Source organism: Bradyrhizobium prioriisuperbiae, from assembly GCF_032397745.1.
Taxonomy (GTDB): Bacteria; Pseudomonadota; Alphaproteobacteria; order Rhizobiales; family Xanthobacteraceae; genus Bradyrhizobium_A; species Bradyrhizobium_A prioriisuperbiae.
Genome location: NZ_CP135921.1, coordinates 8,454,225 through 8,475,992, shown reverse-complemented (window position 1 = coordinate 8,475,992; position 21,768 = coordinate 8,454,225). Strand labels below are relative to the sequence as shown.

Below are 21,768 nucleotides of genomic sequence, written 5' to 3'. Positions count from 1 at the left end.
TCGTGCAAGATACGCTCGAAGACACCCTCGGCGCCTTCGTTCCAGGCACCATCGTTCACCGGGCGCCGCACCGGTCAGGCCCGCTATCGGGCCTGACCTTCGCGGTCAAGGACCTGTTCGATGTTGCGGGCGGCGTGACCGGCTGCGGCAATCCCGACTGGGCCGCCACCCATCAGGCGGCAGAGGTCGACGCCTGGGCCGTCGACACCCTGCTTGGCGCCGGCGCCGCGCTGGCAGGCAAGACAATCACCGACGAAATCTCGCTCGGGCTGCTTGGCATCAATAAATTTGACGGTACGCCGCTCAACCCGCGCGCGCCGGACCACGTACCGGGCGGCTCGTCGAGCGGCTCCGCTTCCGCCGTTGCCGGCGGCCTGGTCGATGTCGCTTTGGGGACTGACTCCGGCGGCTCGGTGCGCATACCCGCGAGCTTCTGCGGGATTTACGGCCTGCGGCCGACACACGGCCGCATCTCGGTCGCCGGCATGATGACCCAGGCGCCCTCGTTCGATACCGTCGGTTATTTCACCCGCGACGCGCTGACGTTCGGCCGGGTCGGCGCCGTGCTGCTCGGAGAACAAATTCCCGATGCTTTGCTCCCCGAGATCGTCGTTGCGGCGGACTGCTTCGCGCTCGCCGACGAGCCGATACGGCGCGCCTTGCAGCCCGTCGTCGATCGGCTGCGCCAAGCCGTGCCGATCACCGTGCCACCTTTGGCCGAAGGCGAGCTTCTCGACTGGGCGCGCCACCAGCGCATCCTGCAGAAGAGCGAATTCCACGCCACCTTTCGGGATTGGATCGATCGGGTGAACCCGCGCTTCTCCTCGGAGGTGGCCGGCGCGTTCGCCGACGACGGCCGCATTCCCTCGAGCGACCTCGCGGCCGCCAAAATTGTCCGCGCATGCGCATCGAAGCGGCTTGACGGTTTGCTCGACGGGCGGCGCATGCTGTGCCTGCCGACCTCGCCCATTCTGCCGATCCGCCGCGACGCGCGCCTGTCGGACATCCGCGCGGCGGTGCACCGGATCGTCGACCTGACCGGTATCGCCGGCCTGACGGGCCTTCCGCAGGTGAGCCTGCCCGTCTCGACAGCTGGTTCGATTCCGGTCGGGCTGTCCCTCATCGGCTGGCGCGGCGGCGATGCGCCGCTGGTCGCCGCGGCGCGCACCCTGGCACGGGAGTTCTCGATTGGGCTGTTCGGGGAGCGACCATGACCGACATCAAGGACACCAGGACGCTGACGCTCGAAGGCGCGCTCAAGGTGCTGAACGGGGCAATCGCCGAGGCGACCCGCATCGGGCAGCCGATGTGTATCGCGGTGGTCGATACCGGCGGCAATCTGCTGGCGTTCGGACGCATGGACGGCTCGAAGGGACTGAGCGTGACTTCGTCCATCAACAAGGCGCGGACGTCGGCGCTGTCGGGCTCGCCGACCGGTGGCGCTCACGCGGACGTGGAAATCCAGGTCACTCTCGCGCATGGAAACCGCTGGACCAATTTGATCGGTGGTCTTCCCATCCGCGTCGATGGCTTCATTCTCGGCGCAGTGGCGGCGGGCTCCGGGTCCGGCACGCAGGATCTCGCTGTCGCCCGGGCCGGTGCGGCCGCGATCCCCGGCGCCGACATGTGCGTCGATTTCAAGCCGATGGGCGCGGAAGATACCGGGATCATCAGGGGACCGACGCCTCACACCGCCTAGGTCTCCGCGTTGTGCCATCTTCGGTCGGCGCGTTTTCGCAACTCACGCCGCGTGCGCGTGGCGGAGGAAGTCCGCCACCATCCGCAAATCGTCGACGAACCGTTCATACTCCTTCGCCCTCGCGTCTTCATCGGGAAGCCGCAGCAAGTAAGACGGGTGCACGGTGACGAGCGCCTTGGCCCCGTCATCGAGGTCGATCAGCCGGCCACGACTCGTGTTGATCGGCGTGATCTTGCCGAACACACTCTGCGCCGCAGTAGCTCCCATCGCGACCACGAGCGCGGGCTTGATGGTCGCGCGTTCGCGCTCATACCAGGGGCGGCACGCCTTGATCTCCGCCGTGTTCGGCTTCTGGTGCAGGCGGATTTTTCCGCGCGGCACGAACTTGAAGTGTTTGACCGCATTGGTGACATACACCTTGCCGCGGTCGATGCCGGCCTCCTTCAGCGCGCGATCGAGCATTTGCCCGGCAGGCCCGACGAACGGCTTGCCCGCGAGGTCTTCCTTGTCGCCGGGTTGTTCGCCGACCATCATGATCGGCGCATGGCGCGGACCTTCTCCGAATACGGTCTGGGTCGCGTCTTTCCAGAGAGGGCAGGCACGGCAATCCATCGCCTCGGTTCGCAGATGCTCCAGCGTGTCTGCATGGGGTTTTGTCGGGACCATTGCTGGTTCCCTTCGCTGTTGTGTCGCGCGCGGCTCCGACGGCGCGCTCTCGATCATGGTTTGCGCGGTCCGGCCAGCCTGTTCGATCAGGGGATTGATCAAAGACGCCTCGGGAAGGTTCCGCCAGTATTTCACCGGCATCTCGGCCTTCATGGCTTTGACCTTGAGTCGTGCGGGATTGAAGATGCTGGCGTAATAAGTGCGCCAAAGATCCTCCAGCCGATCGTCCGATGGTGCGTCCGATTGGCAAACACCTTCGGTGAAGGTGGTCTTCGACCCGTCCCAATGGGCACAGCGATCGGGCGTCAGGATCGACCAGGCCATGTCGGCGAACCGATGCTCGAAAAATGGCGCAACAGCTTCAACGATATAATGCGGCGGTTCGAACCAGGCAATGAAGCGTGAATCGCGGTCGCGGCCGACCTCCCGGAACCTGACGAAGGCGTGCATCTTGTGCTCAGCGTGATGCACGTCGCGGGCAAGGCTGCCGATACGGGCCACATCGGGATCGGTCGCAAGCGACATCAATGCGGGGTGTGATCGCAGACGCCACAGCAGCCTGTACAGCAGGCCGAAGCGCTGCGGATCGCGGTTCAGGACTGCGGCGCGGGCGAGCTCGATGAAGGCCGCCGGAACATGAAACGCCGGCTGTCCGGCGATATCCGGAAGCGGGGATGGCGCGAACAGCTCCGGTGCGTCTCCGCCGACACACCAACTGACGGCTGCCGGCTCGATTTGGTTGATCGCCAGCGCGCGTGCAGCGGTGCGCCAGCCGTCGAAGTCGGTTTCAGATGCGAGTTTCACGTGGTGCATTGAAGTCCCCTAAAAGCCGAAGCCGAGTTGCGCGGGGCGCGGGCGGAGCAACTGCAGCAGGCGATTGCTGTCGAGCAGGGCCGGGGCCGGCCGATGGTCGGACAGCACGATGAACGGCAAAGCCTTCTTGCGCGGCACATGCAGCCGCGCCAGGTCGGCCGCACGCAGATGCGTCACGCGGCGTGCCGCGAGGATGCTGTTCACGGTTCGCGTGCCGAATCCTGGAACGCGCAGCAGCTGTTCGCGGCTGGCGCTGTTGACGTCGATCGGAAAACGATCGCGATGGCGCAGCGCCCAGGCGAGCTTGGGATCGATGTCGAGCGGCAACATGCCGTCTTCCAGCGGCTCGGTCAGTTCACCGATGTCGAAACCGTAGAACCGCATCAGCCAGTCGGCCTGGTAGAGCCGATGTTCGCGCACCAGCGGTGGCGCCTGCAGCGGCAGCGGCAGCGCGCGGCTCGCGTCGGGGATCGGGCTGAACGCCGAATAATACACCCGCTTCAGATTGTAGGAGCCGTAGAGATTGGCGCTGGTCTCCAGGATGGTCCGGTCGTTCGAGGCATCCGCGCCGATGATCATCTGCGTGCTCTGCCCGGCGGGAGCAAAGCGAGGCGGCGCTGCGCGGCCATGTTTCGCTGACGAGTCCGTTGCCTCGTCGAGTTTCAGGCGCAGCCGGCCCATGCTGCGGCGGATGGCGCGCACGTCCTTCTCGGGCGCAAGCCGGGCGAGGCTGGTTTCGGTCGGCACTTCGATATTGATGCTGAGACGGTCGGCGTATGTGCCGGCCTCGGCAATCAGGTCGTCGCTGGCGTCGGGAATGGTCTTGAGATGGATGTAGCCGCGGAAGTGATGCTCTTCGCGCAGGCTCTTCGCCACGCGCACCACCTGTTCCATGGTGTAGTCGGGATTGCGGATGATGCCGGACGAGAGAAACAGCCCCTCGATGTAGTTGCGCCGATAGAAGTCGAGCGTCAGCTGGACCGCCTCGCTGACGGTGAAACGCGCCCGCGGCACGTTGCTGGAGGCGCGGTTGATGCAATACAGGCAGTCGTAGTTGCAGGCGTTGGTCAGCAGGATCTTGAGCAGCGAAATGCAGCGGCCGTCGGGGGCATAGGAGTGGCAGATGCCCATGCCCGGATCGGTCGACCCAATTCCCTTGCCGTCGCGGGAGTCCCGCTGCTCGGTGCCGCTGGAGGCGCAGGAGGCATCGTACTTCGCCGCATCCGCGAGGATTTCCAGCTTGCCCTGCACGTCCATCTTTTAATCCATTGGTTTGATTGTGGAAAATTGAAAGTCCGGTGCCCGGCATTGACTCCCGGGACGCGGTCCGCTTTACTGGAACATATCATGAACAAATGCGGCGGTCATTCGTTCAATCCGCAACGATGACGAAGCCGGGATTTTTGAGGAGCGACGCATGAGCGGCGCACGCATGAGTACGCTTGCGCATTTGCGGGGTGCGATCGGACGCCTGGAGGCAGGCGCCACGCGCCAGCATGACGATGTGAACCGTATTGCGCTCGGCCATGGCGGCGCGGACGCGATGCTGAAGGGCGGCCTTGCGCGCGGTGCGCTGCACGAGGTGTTCGCCTCGGAAGGCCGTCATGCGGCGTCGGCCACCGGCTTCATTGCGGGCCTCGCCTGGCGCAGCGCGCGGCGGCGCCCGGTGATGTGGGTGCGGCAGGATTTCGTCGGGCTGGAAACCGGCCCGGTGTCGATGAACGGCCTCGCCCAGCTCGGGCTCGATCCGCGGCTGATCGTGACGGTCGCCGCCGCCGACATCGACATGGCCCTGCGGGTGACAGCGGATGCGCTCGCCTGCGATGCGCTCGGCGCCGTGGTGCTGGATGTCTGGGGCGGGGCGCGGCAGTTCGATCTCGTTGCCAGCCGCAAGCTGACGCTGACAGCGCAAACCTCCGGTGTCACCTGCCTGGTGTTGCGCAGCGCGGCGGAGCCCGCGGTGAGCACGGCCGAAACCCGCTGGGTCATTCGCGCCGCTCCCTCTCCACCCGGCTCGGTGTGGAGCGTTTGGGGCGATCCGGTGTTCGACGCTGAATTGGTTCGTAATCGCCATGGCCAGACCGGCCAGTGGATCATGGAATGGAAATGTGATGAGTGCCTTTTCCGTGAACCGGCGGCGCATCCTCAGCCTGCGGCTGCCGCGCCTGCCGACCGATCGTATCAAGCGCCAGTTGCAACGCTCAGGCGCCGCGCCGGCTGAGGTGACCAAGGTTGCTGCTACCAAGGCTGCTGCTGAACCTTGGGTGGTTGTCGGCAAGCAGAGCAACGCATTGCAGATCACGGCGCTGAACGATGTTGCGGTCGATCTCGGGCTTGAAGTCGGACTGCCGCTCGCCAATGCACGCGCCATCTGCCCGGACGTGCGGGTGTTCGATGTCGATGATGCGGCTGACAGGCAGGCGCTGAACGCCATCGCCGACTGGTGCGACCGCTTCACGCCGCTGGTGGCGCTCGATCCACCGCATGGGCTGTTCCTTGATGTTACCGGCTGCGCGCATCTGTTCGGTGGCGAGGCGGCGATGATGCGCAGTCTTTGCGAGGCGCTCGACCGCCAGGGCTTTGTGGTCAACGCCGCGATTGCCGGCACGCCGGGCTGCGCGCGCGCGGTGGCGATGGCGACACGCGGCCATGTGATTCCCGAGGGTGGCGAGGCCGCTGCCGTCCATTCCCTGCCGGTTTATGCCTTGGGAGCCCACGACGCCATCACGCGCGGGCTGCGCCGTGCCGGTCTCAAGACCATCGGCGATGTCGCTGCGCGCGCGCCGCACGAAATCGCGGCCCGGTTCGGCGCGGCTTTTGTGGCGACGTTGCAGCAGGCGCTGGGGCAGGGCGATGCGCCGATCTCGCCGCGCAAGCTGCTGCCGGACTATATGGTGGAGAAGCGTTTTCCGGAACCGATCGCCACCGATCTCGCCATCACCGCCACCCTCGACCGGCTGGCGCAAATGCTGATGACGGCGATGGAGCGCCATGGCAAGGGCGCGCGCCGGCTCGAAGCCAGTTTTTTCCGCACCGACGGCGCGGTGCGCCTGATCGCGGTCGAAGCCGGCCGGCCGGTGACGCGAACGAAGATGGTGGAGCGATTGTTCCGGGAGAAGCTCGATGCGCTGGCCGATCCGCTCGACCCTGGCTTCGGCTTCGATCTGATCCGGCTGTCGGCCAGTCATGTCGAGACCGTGGTCCAGGAGCAGCGCGATCTCGACGCCCATGCCCAGGATAATGACGAGGTGTCGGCGCTGATCGACCGGATCGCGGCGCGGATCGGCGGCCGGCGCATTCTGGTATATCTGCCGCAAGACACGCATATTCCGGAGCGGGCGTCTCTTGCCGTTCCGGCGCAGCACCAGTTCACGGCCGCATCGCAAGCCATTTGGCCACAACGAGTTTCGGCCGAGCCGCCGCTGCGGCCGCTGCGCCTGTTCGAAAAGCCCGAAGCGATCGATGTGATTGCACAGGTGCCGGATGGTCCGCCGGCGCGGTTCAAATGGCGGCGCGCCACCCATGCGGTGGTGCGTGCGGAAGGCCCCGAGCGCATCGCCATGGAATGGTGGCGGATTCAGGGGCAGGCGCTGACGCGGGATTATTTCCGGGTGGAAGATGAGGCCGGTCTGCGCTTCTGGCTCTATCGGGATGGGCTTTACGGCACCGAGACGGTTGACGACGACGGCAAGCCGGTATCCCCGAAATGGTTCATGCACGGTCTGTTCGCATGAGCACGCCTGATTATGCCGAGATCGGCATCACCACGAATTTTTCGTTTCTGCGCGGCGGCTCGCAACCGCAGGAGTATGTTCATGAGGCGAGCGAGCTTCGGTTGCCAGCGATTGGAATTGCCGACCGCAACACACTGGCAGGCGTTGTGCGCGCCTACAGCGAACTCGACAATGACGAGGTCGAGCACAAGCCGAAGCTGTTGATTGGGGCGCGGCTGGTCTTCAGCGATGATACCCCGGACATTCTGGTCTATCCGCGCGATCGCCCGGCCTATGGCAGGCTCTGTCGGCTGCTGAGCGTTGGCAAGCTCAGGGCCGAGAAGGGTGAGTGTCATCTGACGCTTCCGGATCTGTTGGGGTTTGCCGAGGGACAGCTTCTCGTCGTGGCGCTCCCGCATCGCTTCGAGACCGCGGAGGGTCTCAAGGTCTTGAGCACACTGCAGCAGAGTGACGCGGACGGCGTCTGGCTCGCCGCCAGCGTGCTGTATCGCGGCGACGACAAGCGCCGGCTGGCACGGCTGTGGCATCTGGCGCAAGACGCCGAGGTGCCGCTGCTGGCCACCAACGAGGTGCTTTATCATCATCGCGCGCGCCGGGTCCTGCAGGACGTGCTGACCTGTGTGCGCGAAAAAACCACCATCGAGGCTGTCGGCCGGCGGCTTGAGGCCAATGCCGAACGGCACCTGAAGCCTGCGGCCGAGATGGTTCGGCTATTTCAGCAACTCCCGGACGCGATAACCGAGACCATGCGGTTTGCCGACCGCATCACTTTTTCGCTCAGCGAACTCAAGTACCAGTATCCCGACGAGCCGGTGCCGCCGGGCAAGACCGCGCAGCAGCACCTGGAAGATCTGGTGAGGGAGGGGGTAGAGCGGCGCTATCCTGGCGGCATCGATGACAAACTTGCGGCGACGCTCAGGAAGGAACTCGATCTCATTCGGAAACTCGAATACGCGCACTATTTTCTGACGGTCAACGACATCGTCCATTATGCGCGTTCAGAACATATCCTGTGCCAGGGCCGGGGATCGGCGGCCAATTCCGCGGTCTGTTATGTGCTCGGCGTGACATCGGTCGATCCGACCAAGGTGGATCTGCTGTTCGAGCGGTTCCTGTCCCAGGAGCGTAGCGAACCGCCGGACATCGATGTCGATTTCGAGCATTCGCGGCGCGAAGAGGTGATGCAGTATGTCTACCGGCGCTATGGCCGCCATCGCGCGGCCATTGTCGCCACCGTGATCCATTATCGGCCGCGCAGCGCCATCCGCGATGTCGGCAAGGCGCTGGGCCTAACCGAAGACGTTACCGCGGCGCTGGCCGACACGGTGTGGGGCAGCTGGGGCGATGGTCTCAGTGACATGCAGATCAAACAGGCGGGGCTCGATCCCACCAATCCCATGATCCGCCGCGCCGTCGAACTTGCCTCCGAGCTGATCACCTTTCCGCGGCATCTGTCCCAGCATGTCGGCGGTTATGTGCTGACTCAGGACCGGCTGGATACTTTCGTGCCGATCGGCAACGCCGCCATGGACGACCGCACCTTCATCGAATGGGACAAGGACGACATCGACGCGCTCAAGATGATGAAGGTCGACGTGCTGGCGCTCGGCATGCTGACCTGCATCCGCAAGTGCCTCGATCTGATCGATCTCCACAAGGGCGAACGCTGGGAACTGGCGACCATCCCGGCCGAGCAGAAGCCTGTCTACGACATGCTGTCGCGCGGGGAATCGCTCGGCGTGTTTCAGGTCGAAAGCCGCGCCCAGATGAACATGTTGCCGCGCCTGCGGCCGAAGGAATTTTATGATCTTGTGATCGAGGTCGCCATTGTTCGCCCCGGCCCGATCCAGGGCAACATGGTGCATCCGTATCTGAAACGGAGAAACGGCATCGAGAAAGTCGTCTATCCATCGCCGTCACCCGATCATGGCCCTGCCGATGAACTCGAGAAGGTGCTGCGTCGGACCTTGGGCGTGCCGCTGTTCCAGGAACAGGCGATGCGGATCGCGATCGAAGCCGCGAAATTTACGCCGGACGAAGCCAATCAGTTGCGCCGGGCCATGGCGACCTTCCGCCATATGGGAACGATTCATACTTTTGAACAGAAGATGGTCGGCAATCTGACGGAGCGCGGATATCCGGAAGAGTTCGCGAAGAACTGCTTTAACCAGATCAAGGGTTTTGGCGAATACGGTTTTCCGGAAAGTCATGCGGCGAGTTTTGCGCAACTGGTTTATGTGTCGTCCTGGCTCAAGCACTTCCACCCCGATGCTTTCGCCTGCGGCCTGCTCAATTCACAGCCGATGGGATTTTACGCGCCGGCGCAGATCGTTGCCGATGCGCACAAGAACGGCGTCACCGTGCGCGATATCGATGTGTCCTTCAGCGAGGGACAAAACACATTGGAAGAGCGCTGCGGACGATATCATGCGTTGCGGCTCGGCTTCCGGCAGATTGACGGCTTCCATGTGCGCGATGTCGATGATCCAAAAACATGGTCGCAGGACGATTGGGATCAGCGGATTATCGATGCGCGTGCAAAGCGGTCCTTCGCTTCGCTGGAGGATTTCGCCCGCGACACTGCGCTGCCGAAGCGGGCGCTGATCCTGCTGGCGGATGCGGACGCGTTCCGCTCGCTTGGGCTCGATCGCCGGGCCGCGCTGTGGGCGGTGCGGCGGCTGCCGGATGATATTCCGCTGCCGCTGTTCTCCGCTGCGATTGCGCGCGAGTTGCCCGATGAAGCAGCGCAGCCGCTGCCGGCGATGCCGCTGTCCGAGCATGTGGTGGCGGATTATCAGACCATCCGTCTGTCGCTGAAGGGCCATCCGATGCAGTTCCTGCGCGCGCGCTTTACGCAGGAGCGGGTGCTGTCCTGCGAGGATGCGACGGCCCTGCGCAACGGCAGTTTCACCCGCTGCGCCGGCGTTATCCTGGTGCGGCAGCGGCCGGGCAGCGCCAAAGGCGTGGTGTTCCTTACCATCGAGGATGAAACCGGCATTGCCAACATCGTGGTGTGGTCCAAGACCATGGAGCGCTTCCGCAAGGAGGTGATGGGCGCGCGGCTGGTGCTGATCGAGGGACGGATCCAGAGCTCCGAGGGCGTCGTGCATCTGGTGGCGGAACGTTTGATCGACCGCTCGCAGGATCTGGTCGCGCTCGCCAACGATGCCCTGGTGCGGCCGGTCTTGCCGGCCGGCGCGCGGCTGGCCGATCCGCCGAAGCAGGTCCGCCCAGAGGATCCCGCGATGCCCGCACCAAAGCATCGCCATCCGCGCAACGTTCGCATTCTGCCGAATTCGCGTGATTTCCACTAAGCGAGGGACACGACCTGGTTTGCAATTTTTGGTGACTTGTCCACCGCTCGCTCACCCGATTCGATGCGTTCGTGTTATCCTCGACACGACATGAAAACCAATCGCGATATCCTCGCTGAGCTCTGGGCGCTGGCCGGCGGTGATCCGTCAGTGCTCGGCTCGATCACACTGAGCGGGGCGGAGTCGGTGCTGCCGTCGTCGTTCCGGGTCGACACTGCGGCGCAAGTCACCATCGCAGCCGCGGGCCTCGCCGCCGCCTCCATCTGGCAGGCGCGTTCTGGGCGAATGCAGAATGTTGCTGTTGATCTGCAGCATGCGGCGATTGAATGCCGCAGTGAACGTTACCTGCGCGTCGACGGCAAGCCGCCACCGCCGGCGTGGGATGCGATCGCCGGTGTCTACACCACCGGTGACGGACGCTTCGTGCGGCTGCACACCAATTTCCCCCATCACCGCGACGCCGTCTGCAAGGTGCTTGCCTGCAAGCCGGAGCGTGATGATGTGCAGCGCGCCCTGATGCAGTGGCAGGGTGAAGCCTTCGAGACCGCAGCCTATGCCGGCGGCTGTGTGGTGTCGCTGATGCGCTCCCATGATGAGTGGTCGGCCACAGGACAGGCCCAGGCGCTCGCGTCCTTGCCGGTCCTGACCATCGAAAAAATCGGTGAAGCCGATCCGCGCCCGTGGCCCGCAGGCGATCGTCCGCTGTCCGGATTGCGCGTGCTCGATCTGTCGCGCGTGATTGCCGGTCCCGTGGCCGGCCGCACGCTGGCGGCGCACGGCGCTGATGTCATGCTGATGTCGAGCCCGAAGCTGCCGGCGATCCCGTGGCTGGTGATCGATACCGGACGCGGCAAGCTGTCGGCGTCCGCTGACCTCACGACGGAGGAGGGCCGTGCCACGTTGCGCGGCCTGCTCGCGGAGTCCGATGTGTTTTCCCAGGGCTATCGCCCGCAGGGCCTGGCGGCGCTCGGTTTTTCGCCGGAACAGGTGGCGCAGGCCAGCCCCGGCATCGTCTATGTGTCGCTGTCGGCCTATGGGCATGTCGGTCCCTGGTCGAGGCGCCGCGGGTTCGACTCTCTGGTGCAGACTGCGGCGGGTTTCAACCATGCCGAGGGTGTGGCGGCCGGTACAACTGGACCCAAGGAACTGCCGATGCAGATCCTCGATCACGCCAGCGGATACCTGATGGCTTTCGGTGCCATGATGGCGCGGCTGCGCCAGTCGCGCGAAGGCGGCAGCTGGCACGTTCGTGTGTCGCTGGCCCAGACCGGACGCTGGCAGTGGGATCTGGGCCGGCTCCCGCAGGGTCTTGCGACCGCGGACCTCACAAGCGAGGCGATCAGGCCGGTGGTTGAGGAGGCTGAATCGGGGTTCGGCCGGCTGGTCGCGGTCCGGCATTCCGCGATTCTGTCACAAACGCCGGCGGCCTGGTCGCGGCCCGCTGTCCCGCTCGGCAGCAGTCCACCACAGTGGCCGACGCGCGGGTGAGCGATCCGCTGTTTTGCCCGTTTGGCGACGCTTCGGAGGTGGTTCAGGTGCGGTTCAGGCTGGTCCGGTAAGCATTAGCCGAATTACTTTCCTGCCCCGTGTTTTTTCGATTGTCTGCACCATCAAATCGGCCCTATTAGCGGGCTGAACAGCCCTGCGAGAGACCGGCCCGTGCAAGATAAACGTTCGTTCATATTGCAGATTGGCGACAGGCTGAAGCGCCTGAACCGGCAACGGTTGCTGGTCGGTGGCGCATTGCTTGTGCTTGGAGCAGGTACGGCTGTGGGCCTGACGCGCATGGCCGCGAATTCCCATGGCCAGCTCGAGGTGTCGAGCCAGTCCCGCAGGGGCAGCCTGCTGCGCTACACGCCGAGCGCTGCGGAATGGGCGAGCCTGACTGTCGAGCCCTGCCGCGAGCGTGCATTCCGGGCCGAGAATGTCACCGAAGGCAAGATCGCGGTTGATGAGGATCGCTCCACCCCGGTGTTCTCGCCCTACGCCGGCCGGGTCACCAAGCTGTTGGCGCGCCCGGGCGATCAGGTGGTGCAGGGGCAGTCGCTGCTGATCATCGAAGCCACCGACACCGTGCAGGGCCAGAATGATTTCGTCGCGGCGGCCGCTGCGGTCAATAAAGCCAAATCCCAGCTCGAGCTGGCGCAGCTTCAGGATAAGCGCGCCAAAGACTTGTTCGAAGGCAAGGCGGCGCCGCTGAAGGACTATCAGCAGTCGCAGGCGACGCTGATCGGCGCGCAGAACGACATGCGTTCGGCCGAGACCGCGCTGGAGGCGTCGCGTAACCGGCTGCGCATCCTCGGCTTCAACGACGAGGCGATTGCAACGTTTCAGGACAAGGGTCGGATCAATCCCGAGACCAAGGTCTATGCGCCGCTCGCCGGCACCGTCGTGCAGCGCAAGGTGGGACCGGGCCAATACATCAACACCGGCGCTGCTGATCCGGTGTTCGTGATCGGCGATCTGTCGACGGTCTGGCTGACGGCCTATGTGCGCGAGAGCGAGGTGGCTTCCGTCAGCGTCGGCCAGGATCTCGCCTTCTCGGTGCTGTCGGCGCCCGGGCGCACCTACAAAGCCCGCATCGACTATGTCGCGGCGGCGATCGATCCGGCGACCCGCCGGCTTCTGGTGCGCGCCACCGTGGACAACACCGATGCGTCGCTGAAGCCGGAAATGTTCGCCAATGTGACGATCTATTCCGGCGGCAACCGGCCGGCCGTCGGCGTGCCGAAGCAGGCGCTGATCTATGAAGGCGACCAGGTGCGGGTCTGGGTCGTACACGACGACAAGTCGATCGAGCTGCGCAGCATCAAGGTCGGTCTTGCCAACAGCGACCTGGTGGAAGTGAAGAGCGGCCTGACCCCCGATGAGAAGATCGTGACCAAGGGCAGCTTGTTCATTGACCGCGCGGCGTCTGGCAGCTAGTCCCAGCCGTGGCGGCGAGACGTTCGTTTCGTCGGAAAACTCCAGCAATATTCTGAAAGATCCTGACTAAATGGATCGCTTCGTTGCCCTTTCGGTCAAGCGCCGCTTCCTGATGCTCGGCCTGTTCGCCGTGGTCTTCATCGGCGGCCTGATCGCCTTCCGGCAACTGAACATCGAGGCCTATCCGGATCCGACCCCGCCGATGGTCGACATCGTGACCCAAAGTCCGGGTTTGTCGGCCGAGGAGATCGAGCGCTACATCACCATTCCGATCGAGACCCAGCTCGCCGGCATCAAGAACCTGCGCACCATCCGCACCATCTCGCTGTACGGCCTGTCCGACGTCAAACTGCAGTTCTCGTTCGACTACACCTATGACGAAGCCCAGCAGCAAGTACTCAACCGTCTCGGCCAGCTGGCGCCGCTGCCCGGCAACGTGCAGCCGCAGATTTCGCCACTCAGCGCCATCGGTGAAATCTTCCGCTACCGGCTGGTGGGGCCGCCGTCCAACTACAGCGTGATGGACCTCAAGACCCTGCAGGACTGGGTGCTGCAGCGCAGATTCCGCGCCGTGCCCGGCGTGATCGACGTCACCGGCTGGGGTGGCAAGACCAAGACCTATGAAATTCAGGTCGACTTCAACAAGCTGGTCGCCAATGGCCTGACCTTGCCGCAGCTGCTGCAGGCGGTCGGCAATGCCAACATCAATGTCGGCGGCAACACCGTCAATATTGGCAGCCAGTCTGCGGTGGTGCGCGGCGTCGGCCTGATCCGCTCCGTCGACGACCTCGGCTCGACCATGATCTCGCAGAGCGGCGGCAACCCCGTCCTGGTCAGGGACGTTGCGACGGTGACGATCGGCGAGAAACCGCGGCTCGGCATCGCCGGCAAGGACGCCGACAACGATATCGTGCAGGGCATCGTGTTGATGCGCCGCGGTGAGCAGAGTTCGCCGACCATCGCGCGCGTCGAGCAACTGGTCAATTCGATCAACAGCTCCAGCATCTTGCCACCGGGCGTGCGGATCGAACGCATCTACGACCGCAAGGACCTGATCGAGACCACCACCCACACCGTGCTGCACAACATGGTGGTCGGCATTCTGCTGATCGTTCTGCTGCAGTGGATTTTCCTCGGTGACCTGCGCAGCGCCATCATCGTCGGCGCGACCATTCCGTTTGCGTTGTTCTTCGCCGTCATCATCCTGGTGCTGCGCGGGGAATCCGCCAATTTGCTGTCGGTCGGCGCCATCGATTTCGGCCTGATCGTCGATGGCACCGTGATCATGGTGGAGGCGATCTTCCGCCGGTTGTCGCAGACCACGGCGCTGTCCAGCGACGAAGAGGCCGCGATCTCGCCCGAGACCATGATGGGCATGAAGAGCCACGCGATCTACAGCGCCTCCGCCGACGTGGCCCGCTCAATCTTTTTTGCCGCCGCCATCATCATTGCGGCCTTCCTGCCGCTGTTCACCCTGAGCGGTGTCGAGGGCAACATCTTCGGCCCGATGGCGCGCACCTATGCCTATGCGCTGGCCGGCGGCCTCATCGCCACCTTCACCATCACGCCGGCGCTGAGCGCCATCATCCTGCCGGCGCACATGCATGAAACCGAGACGCGGATCGTCGCGTTCCTGCATCGCCTCTATATGCCGCTGCTGCGCTGGGCGGTCGGCAACCAGAAGATCATGCTCGGGGCCGCCGTCGGCCTCGTACTTTTGACCGCGCTGGCGATCCGGCTGCTCGGGCTCGAATTCCTGCCGAAGCTGGAAGAAGGCAATCTCTGGATCCGCGCCACGCTGCCGTCGACGATCTCGCTGGAAGAGGGCAACACCTACGTCAACGAGATGCGCAAGATGATCAAGGAGCGGCCCGAGGTCGAATCCGTGGTCTCCCAGCATGGCCGGCCCGACGATGGCACTGATGCCGCCGGCTTCTTCAATGCGGAGTTTTTCGCGCCCTTGAAGCCGGCGAGCCAGTGGCCCGGCACCAAGGACAAGGACGAACTGACCGGCCAGTTGCTGGCGAAACTGCAGGACAAGTTTCCGGGGGTCGAATTCAACTTCTCGCAGTATCTGCAGGACAACGTCGCCGAGGCGGTCTCCGGCGTGAAGGGCGAGAACTCGATCAAGCTCTACGGCAACGATCTGGTCGCGCTCACCAACACCGCCAACAAGATCAAGTCGGTGCTGTCCACGGTGCGCGGTGTCACCGATCTGTCGGTGTTCACGTCGCTCGGACAGCCGACCATCCAGATCGACGTCGACCGCGCCCGCGCCGCCCGTTACGGGCTGTCGCCCGGCGACATCAATGCGACGATCCGGGTCGCGATCGGCGGCGATAGCGCCGGCGATATCTACGAGCCGGGCAGCGATCGGCATTTCCCGATCATCGTCCGCCTCGCGCCGGAGTATCGCAAGAGCGCGGAAGCGATTCAGAACCTGCGGATCGGCGCGCAGGGGCCGAGCGGCGTGACGCAGATTCCGCTCAGCGAGGTCGCGACCATCCAGCTGGTGTCGGGCGCGGCCTACATCTACCGCGAGCAGCAGGAACGCTATCTGCCGATCAAGTTCTCGGTGCGCGAGCGCGATCTCGGCAGCGCGATCAAGGAAGCCCAGGACAAGGTCAACGAGCAGGTGCAGTTGCCGCCTGGTTCGCGGCTGGAGTGGGTCGGCGAGTTCGGCAATCTCCAGGACGCGATCCGGCGCCTGTCCATCGTGGTGCCGATCAGCCTGGCGCTGATCGCCGCCATGCTGTGGTTCAATTTCGGATCGATGGGAGACACGCTGCTCGCGATGAGCGTGATCCCGATGGCGGTGTTCGGCGGCGTGCTCGGCCTGCTGCTCAGTGGCATTCCGTTCAGCGTCTCGGCCGCGATCGGCTTCATCGCCTTGTTCGGCATCGCGGTGATGGACGGCATCATCATCCTGTCGCAGTACAATCAGCTGATCGACGAGGGTTATGAGCGCATCAAGGCGGTGATCCGCACCGGCGAGTTGCAGATGCGTCCCGTGTTGATGACCTGCGCCGTGGCCGGCATCGGCCTGTTGCCGGCTGCCTTGTCGGGCGGCATCGGCTCGCAGGTGCAGAAACCGCTGGCCGTGGTGGTGGTGACCGGCATGCTGCTGGCGCCGATCATGATCCTGGTCACGCTGCCGGTGCTGATCGCCGCGTTCTCGCGCCGCGGGCGCTGAGGGCTGTTACTTCCCGTCCGGTGTGCGCAGCCCATGCCAGGCGTCGCGAACCTGGTGGTAATGCACCTCGGGCAGATAATCCGGTGTGTTCAGGTTCAGCGTGCGGACGTCGAGCCGGCCCACCGCACTGAGCAGGGTATAGGATGCGATGACCCGGTCGCGCTGCGCCACGATCTGGCGGGTTTTTGCGTTGATCAGGTCCTGCTGTGCGTTGAGCACGTCGACGGTGGTGCGCTGGCCCGCCTGTGCCTCGCGCCGCACGCCGTCCAGCGCAACGCCCGCTGCCTTCACCTCTGATTCGGCCGCGCGCAGCGCCACCTTGGTGCCTTCGTTGCTGACCCAGGCGCTGGCCACCGCCGTGCGCGCCTGGTTGCGGATCTGCTCCAGCACCATCCGGCTTTGGGATGCCAGTTCCTTGGCTTGCCGCGTCTGCGACGCCGCCGTGCCGCCGTCATAGATCGGTATGCTGGCCGCGCCGACGATCGAGGCCTGGTCGGTGCGGAACGACCCCAGCGTCGTGTCGCTCTCGACACTGCGGCTGACGCCGCCCTGCACCGAAACTTGCGGCAACAAACTGCTTTCCGCCACGCTGATGGTGGTGGTGGCCACCTCCACGTCGTAGCTGGCGGCGATCACGGCCGGGTTCTCGCTGCGGGCCGCGGTGCTCGATGCAGCAAGGGTGGCTGGCGACAGCCGGTCGACGGTTTCGGCCGGAATCAGCGATCCCGGCGACTGGCCGATCACCTGGGCATACGTTTCCTTGCTGATGGCGTAGGCCACTTCCGCAGCGTTGAGGTCCGACAGCCCGCGGCTCAGCCGCGCCTCAGCCTGGGCGGTGTCCGTCGGGGTGACGTCGCCGGCATCGAGTCGCCGCTTGGTGATGGCGAGGGTTTCCTTCAGGAAGTTGACGTTGGCGCGTTGCGCCTCGACCAGCGCCTGGTTGGCCAGCACGTTCATGTAGGCGGTGACGCCGTCCAGCAGCACGCCCTGGCCGACATTGCGCAGGGCCTCGCGGCCGGACTTGACCTGGAATTCCGCGACGCGAACGCTGTTGGCGGTCTTGAAGCCGTTGAACAGCACCTGCGTCACGGTCACGCCGATGGTCCAGGGGCGCAGCGTGACGTTGGCGACGCTGTTGCCGGGCAGGAGGTCGCGGACCTGCTGCAGGCCGGCGCTCAGGCTTGCCATGATCTGGGGCCGGTAGCCGGCCAGCGCCTGCGGCACATTCTCGTCGGTAGCCCGCTGGCGAGCACGCTCCGCGTTCAGCTGTGGATTGGCCTGATACGCCTTCACCAGCGCCTCGGGCAGGGTCTCTGCGGAGGCGGCGTCAAGCCCGGCCGCCGAGAGCACGACAAAAGCCACGCCGAATCCAAGCACGGCTCCCTTGCGGGGATCGTTCCTCAAAGCACGCCTGACCATTGTCCCGTATTGACCCCAAACAGACTCTGCAGGGATCCATCCGCCCCCGCCGATGCCCCTGATACTGGACCTCTTTAGAGACGGTTGGCAGCTCTAGCAAACCATCCGGTGGAGAAATTTTGTCGCTGTGACAATCTGTGTCACGGAACTGTAGTCAAGGGTTTGTGATTTCAGCTAATCGCTTGACCATTCAAAGCCCTACGGTGAAATTGGCGGGTAGAAAAGTTACAAGTGCCTGCTGGCTCTCACAAAGCATTCTCCGTTGCAAATCCGCCACGGACGGCATGGCAGTCCGACGTGGAGGAAACAACGATGAGACACAGCAATGGCACGTGAACGCGTTCTGGTCACCGGCGGCGCGGCGGGAATCGGCCTGGCCACCGTGGAGCGATGCCGGGCCGATGGCTACGATGTTGTCAGCATCGACCGTGTCGGCGACGGCATTATCGCCGACCTTGCCGATGCCGATCAGACCGCCGAGGCGCTTGCGCTGGCGCTGAAGGGCGGTCCGATCACGCGTCTGGTGAACAATGTCGGCACCGTGCGTCCGGCCTCCATCGAAGAACAGACGCTGGAGGATTTCGACGTGGTGATGCGCCTGAATGTGCGCTGCGCCATGCAGTGCCTGCAGGCTGTGCTGCCCGGCATGAAGGACGCAGGCTTCGGCCGCGTGGTCAACGTCTCCTCGCGCGCGGCACTCGGCAAGGAGCTGCGCACGGTCTATGCTGGCTCCAAGGCGGCGCTGCAGGGACTGGCCAAGGTCTGGGCGCTCGAGCTGGGACAGCATGGCATCACCGCCAATGCGATCGGCCCGGGACCGATCAAGACCGAGCTGTTCGACCGGGTCAATCCGGCCGACAGTCCGCGCACCAAGGCCATCATCGAGGCCGTGCCGGTCCGTCGTTTGGGAACGCCGGAGGACATCGCCAACTCCGTTGCGTTCTTCCTGCACAAGGACAGCGGCTTCATCACCGGGCAGGTGCTGTATGTCTGTGGCGGCATGACGGTCGGGGTCGTCGGCGCCTAAGCTAGCCGCGTTCGCAATCCCAGCACGAGAGACCGATGCCCAAATTCTTTTCCGAGGCCGATACGATCGCGGAAGAGATCATCCGGGACGTCGGTCCCAATCTCGTCGTCGGGCTGCCGCTGGGACTCGGCAAGGCCAACCACGTCATCAATGCATTGTTCGCGCGTGCCGTTGCCGACCGCAGCATCCGGCTGACGATCTTTACTGCACTGACACTGGAGAAGCCGCGGCCCCGCGTCGACCTCGAGCGTCGTTTCATCGCGCCGGTGATCGACAGGCTGTTCGGCGGTTATCCGGACCTCGCCTATGCGCGGGCCCTGCATGCAGGGACACTGCCGCCGAACATCGAGGTGATCGAGTTCTTCTTTCTCGCGGGGCAATGGATCCACAATGCGCCGGCGCAGCAGCGCTATATCTCCGCCAACTACACCCATGCGTCGTCCTACCTGCTGGCGCGCGGCCTCAATGTGGTGGCGCAACTGGTCGCGAAGAAAGTCGTCGATGGGGTGCCACGCTACAGCCTGAGCTGCAACACCGACACCACCCTCGATGTGCTGCGGGCGCGGCGCGAGGGCCACGCGGCGTTCAAGCTGATCGCGCAGGTGAATACCGAATTGCCGTTCATGCCGGGCGAGGGCGATCTCGCGGCAGAAGAATTTCATGCAGTGTTGGACAGCAGTGATTGCGACTTTCCGCTGTTCGCGCCGCCGTCCGAGCCGATCAGCGACACCAAGTATGCCATCGGCCTCCATGCCGCGGGGCTGGTCCGCGACGGCGGCAGCCTGCAGATCGGCATCGGCCAGGTCGGCGATGCGCTGGCGCAAAGCCTGATCGTGCGTCACCGCCAGCCCGAGGCGTTTCGCGGCCTTGTCGAAAAATTGTCGCCGGAATTGTCTCCGCGGGAGACGGGCGCTTTCACTGATGGACTTTATGGCGTCAGCGAAATGTTCTTCGAGGCGTTTCTGGCGCTGATCGAGGCCGGCATTATCAATCGCGAGGTGGATGGTGTGCTGTTGCATGCTGCGTTCTTCCTCGGACCAAAATCCTTCTATCGCGCGTTGCGTGAGATGTCGTCGAACGATCTCGACAAGATCCGCATGACGCCGGTGTCGTTCACCAACGAGCTTTACGGTGACGAGGCGGCCAAGCGCCGGGCGCGGGTCGATGCGCGTTTTGTCAACAATGCCATGATGGCGACATTGATGGGAGCGGTGATTTCCGACGGCCTCGACAGCGGCCAGGTGGTGAGCGGCGCCGGCGGCCAGTACAATTTCGTGGCGCAGGCCTTTGCACTGGATGGCGCTCGCTCCATCCTGACGTTGGAGGCAGCGCGGGGCACGGGTCGCAAGGCGACATCGAACATTCTGTGGTCCTATGCGCACCAGACCATTCCGCGGCATCTGCGCGACATCATCGTCACCGAATACGGCGTAGCTGATCTGCGCGGCAAGTCCGACGCCGAGGTGATCGCCGCCATGCTGTCGGTCGCGGATTCACGGTTTCAGGGTATGCTGATGACCCAGGCCAAGGACGCAGGCAAGCTGCCGCGCGGCTACGAGATTCCCGCCGCGTATCGCGACAACACGCCGGAGCGGATCGCGGCGGCGTTGAGGCCGGCCCGCGACGCGGGCCTGTTGCCAACATTTCCGTTCGGCACGGATTTCACCGACGTCGAACAGCGGTTGATCCCGGCCTTGAAGCTTCTGAGGGAGGCATCCGCATCACCGCTCGCGCTGGCCGAACTGGGCTGGCAGGGGCTGTCGGGGCGCGGCATGACGCGTGACGATCAGGATTGCCTGGCGCGGCTCGGACTTGACCGGCCGAAGACCTTTGGCGAGCGGGCCATGCGCGCTTTGGTTGGCGCGGCGCTGCGGCGCGTGCGCGCAGCCTGATCGTAAATCCAGCTAGCGCTCTGTGGGCAAATAAAAGGCCTGCCGGAAATAGGAACGGAACACTTCCATCGGGGGGGTGAACTTGGCGTTGCGTTTCCATGCGAGGCCGACGTCCATAGCGGGAACGAGATCGCGCAGCACGATTGTTGCGATGCGCCGTCCTTCCAGTGACCACGGGCGCAGCACCATGTCCGAGAGAATCGCGACGCCCTGTCCATTCGCGACCATCGATCGTACAGCCTCGACGGAGGAGGTGCGCAGCGTCACGCGTGGCTGATCCGGTGTCTTGCTCCAGTACTTGAGAGCGGTGTGCGCGGCCTCATCCACCGTCAGCATGATGTAAGGTTCTGCCGAAACCTCCTTCAGGCCGACCGACTCGTGCTGAAGCAGAGGGTGCTTGGAGGCGACCCACAGCCTTCGCTTGGAGCTGAGCAGCGTTTCCGTCGACAAATCCGGATTCAGCACGTTGGACGTCAGCAATACGGCCATGTCGTATCGGTTGGTCAACAGACCTTCCTCGATCGCCTCTCGGTTGAGTTCGATAAGCTGGATGTCGAGCTTCGGAAAATGCCGTTTCAGCTTTTCGAGGTGGTTGGGAAGAAAATAGCCGATCACGGTATAGGTCGCCGCGACGGTCAGGCTTCCCTCAACGCTGTCGGTCGGGATCGTGAGTGTCGTTACCTCCTGCACCTTGTTGAGGATGTCGTAGGCGTGAAACATGAACTGACGGCCCGCTTCCGTCAGCTCCATGCCCTGTGGGGAGCGGACGAACAGGTCGACACCCACCGTGGCCTCCAGGTCCTTGATCGCGGTCGTGATGGCCGACTGCGAAACGGCAAGCGCGATTGCCGCCTGGGTGATTTGGCCCTGCTCGGCGGTTGCGACGAAATAACGGATTTGCCGGAAGCTGATCGACACGTCGGGAGATGTCCTTCTGCTCAATCGATTTTTGATCGTTTCATATTCTGGAAATCAGATTATGCTGATTTGCTGCGCATGTGCCGCCCAAGAAGTGAACAGGAAACATCAAATAAAATCTCATCTTTTCAATGCTTCCGGATTTGTCTTGGGATAAGCGGTGGCATC

Annotated in this window: 14 protein-coding genes; 10 read left to right on the top strand and 4 right to left on the bottom strand. The window is 64.1% G+C overall.

The window, feature by feature from the left end:
- Nucleotides 1-2 precede the first annotated feature (2 nt).
- Nucleotides 3-1,214: an amidase gene (locus RS897_RS39340; protein WP_315834040.1), complete on the top strand. Its 1,212-nt coding sequence runs from the start codon at nucleotides 3-5 to the stop codon at nucleotides 1,212-1,214.
- Entirely contained in the window at nucleotides 1,211-1,699 is a 489-nt protein-coding gene (locus RS897_RS39335) for a GlcG/HbpS family heme-binding protein (protein WP_315834039.1), read from the top strand. Before RS897_RS39340 ends, RS897_RS39335 begins: the two co-directional genes overlap by 4 nt.
- Nucleotides 1,700-1,741: 42 nt before the next feature.
- Here RS897_RS39335 and RS897_RS39330 read toward each other — a convergent pair whose 3' ends face one another.
- On the bottom strand, nucleotides 1,742-3,178 hold the full coding sequence (locus tag RS897_RS39330; protein WP_315834038.1) for a UdgX family uracil-DNA binding protein: 1,437 nt from the start codon (nucleotides 3,176-3,178) through the stop codon (nucleotides 1,742-1,744).
- A 9-nt stretch (nucleotides 3,179-3,187) separates the two neighbouring features.
- On the bottom strand, nucleotides 3,188-4,435 hold the full coding sequence (locus tag RS897_RS39325; RefSeq protein WP_315834037.1) for a putative DNA modification/repair radical SAM protein: 1,248 nt from the start codon (nucleotides 4,433-4,435) through the stop codon (nucleotides 3,188-3,190).
- Between the two features lie 160 nt (nucleotides 4,436-4,595).
- Between RS897_RS39325 and RS897_RS39320 the strand changes: the two genes are divergently transcribed.
- The 6 genes from RS897_RS39320 to RS897_RS39295 all read left to right on the top strand — a co-directional run bounded on the left by RS897_RS39320 (nucleotide 4,596) and on the right by RS897_RS39295 (nucleotide 16,344).
- Nucleotides 4,596-5,399, top strand: coding sequence for an ImuA family protein (locus RS897_RS39320; RefSeq protein ID WP_315834036.1), 804 nt, complete (start codon nucleotides 4,596-4,598; stop codon nucleotides 5,397-5,399).
- On the top strand, nucleotides 5,290-6,912 hold the full coding sequence (locus RS897_RS39315; RefSeq protein WP_315834035.1) for a Y-family DNA polymerase: 1,623 nt from the start codon (nucleotides 5,290-5,292) through the stop codon (nucleotides 6,910-6,912). The genes RS897_RS39320 and RS897_RS39315 overlap by 110 nt, the downstream gene beginning before the upstream one ends.
- On the top strand, nucleotides 6,909-10,226 hold the full coding sequence (locus RS897_RS39310; RefSeq protein WP_315834034.1) for an error-prone DNA polymerase: 3,318 nt from the start codon (nucleotides 6,909-6,911) through the stop codon (nucleotides 10,224-10,226). Before RS897_RS39315 ends, RS897_RS39310 begins: the two co-directional genes overlap by 4 nt.
- A gap of 90 nt (nucleotides 10,227-10,316) precedes the next feature.
- Nucleotides 10,317-11,714, top strand: a complete 1,398-nt coding sequence (locus RS897_RS39305) for a CoA transferase (RefSeq protein ID WP_315834033.1) — start codon at nucleotides 10,317-10,319, stop codon at nucleotides 11,712-11,714.
- Between the two features lie 297 nt (nucleotides 11,715-12,011).
- Nucleotides 12,012-13,151 carry an efflux RND transporter periplasmic adaptor subunit gene (locus tag RS897_RS39300; RefSeq protein WP_315838894.1) on the top strand — a complete coding sequence of 380 codons (1,140 nt, stop codon included), beginning with the start codon at nucleotides 12,012-12,014 and terminating at the stop codon, nucleotides 13,149-13,151.
- A 70-nt stretch (nucleotides 13,152-13,221) separates the two neighbouring features.
- The gene (locus RS897_RS39295; protein WP_315834032.1) at nucleotides 13,222-16,344 is read left to right on the top strand and encodes an efflux RND transporter permease subunit; all 3,123 of its coding nucleotides are present in this window, start codon (nucleotides 13,222-13,224) and stop codon (nucleotides 16,342-16,344) included.
- Between the two features lie 6 nt (nucleotides 16,345-16,350).
- On the opposite strand, the gene RS897_RS39290 is transcribed toward RS897_RS39295, so the two are convergent.
- Nucleotides 16,351-17,763 (bottom strand): TolC family outer membrane protein, encoded by a 1,413-nt coding sequence (locus RS897_RS39290; protein ID WP_315834031.1) that lies wholly within the window; start codon nucleotides 17,761-17,763, stop codon nucleotides 16,351-16,353.
- Between the two features lie 325 nt (nucleotides 17,764-18,088).
- Between RS897_RS39290 and RS897_RS39285 the strand changes: the two genes are divergently transcribed.
- Together RS897_RS39285 and RS897_RS39280 are read left to right on the top strand one after the other, a co-directional pair.
- On the top strand, nucleotides 18,089-18,790 hold the full coding sequence (locus tag RS897_RS39285) for an SDR family oxidoreductase (RefSeq protein WP_315834030.1): 702 nt from the start codon (nucleotides 18,089-18,091) through the stop codon (nucleotides 18,788-18,790).
- A gap of 35 nt (nucleotides 18,791-18,825) precedes the next feature.
- Entirely contained in the window at nucleotides 18,826-20,682 is a 1,857-nt protein-coding gene (locus tag RS897_RS39280) for an acetyl-CoA hydrolase/transferase C-terminal domain-containing protein (protein WP_315834029.1), read from the top strand.
- Between the two features lie 12 nt (nucleotides 20,683-20,694).
- Here the strand turns inward: RS897_RS39280 and RS897_RS39275 are convergent, their stop codons facing one another.
- A complete protein-coding gene (locus RS897_RS39275) occupies nucleotides 20,695-21,600 on the bottom strand; it encodes a LysR family transcriptional regulator (protein WP_315834028.1) in 906 nt (301 codons plus the stop codon).
- Nucleotides 21,601-21,768 lie beyond the last annotated feature (168 nt).

Coding starts and splice junctions, on each gene's coding strand:
- RS897_RS39335 (WP_315834039.1), top strand. CDS start 1,211: ATGACCGACATCAAGGACACCAGGACGCTGACGCTCGAAGGCGCGCTC.
- RS897_RS39330 (WP_315834038.1), bottom strand. CDS start 3,178: ATGCACCACGTGAAACTCGCATCTGAAACCGACTTCGACGGCTGGCGC.
- RS897_RS39325 (WP_315834037.1), bottom strand. CDS start 4,435: ATGGACGTGCAGGGCAAGCTGGAAATCCTCGCGGATGCGGCGAAGTAC.
- RS897_RS39320 (WP_315834036.1), top strand. CDS start 4,596: ATGAGCGGCGCACGCATGAGTACGCTTGCGCATTTGCGGGGTGCGATC.
- RS897_RS39315 (WP_315834035.1), top strand. CDS start 5,290: ATGAGTGCCTTTTCCGTGAACCGGCGGCGCATCCTCAGCCTGCGGCTG.
- RS897_RS39310 (WP_315834034.1), top strand. CDS start 6,909: ATGAGCACGCCTGATTATGCCGAGATCGGCATCACCACGAATTTTTCG.
- RS897_RS39305 (WP_315834033.1), top strand. CDS start 10,317: ATGAAAACCAATCGCGATATCCTCGCTGAGCTCTGGGCGCTGGCCGGC.
- RS897_RS39300 (WP_315838894.1), top strand. CDS start 12,012: ATGGCCGCGAATTCCCATGGCCAGCTCGAGGTGTCGAGCCAGTCCCGC.
- RS897_RS39295 (WP_315834032.1), top strand. CDS start 13,222: ATGGATCGCTTCGTTGCCCTTTCGGTCAAGCGCCGCTTCCTGATGCTC.
- RS897_RS39290 (WP_315834031.1), bottom strand. CDS start 17,763: ATGGTCAGGCGTGCTTTGAGGAACGATCCCCGCAAGGGAGCCGTGCTT.
- RS897_RS39285 (WP_315834030.1), top strand. CDS start 18,089: ATGGCACGTGAACGCGTTCTGGTCACCGGCGGCGCGGCGGGAATCGGC.
- RS897_RS39280 (WP_315834029.1), top strand. CDS start 18,826: ATGCCCAAATTCTTTTCCGAGGCCGATACGATCGCGGAAGAGATCATC.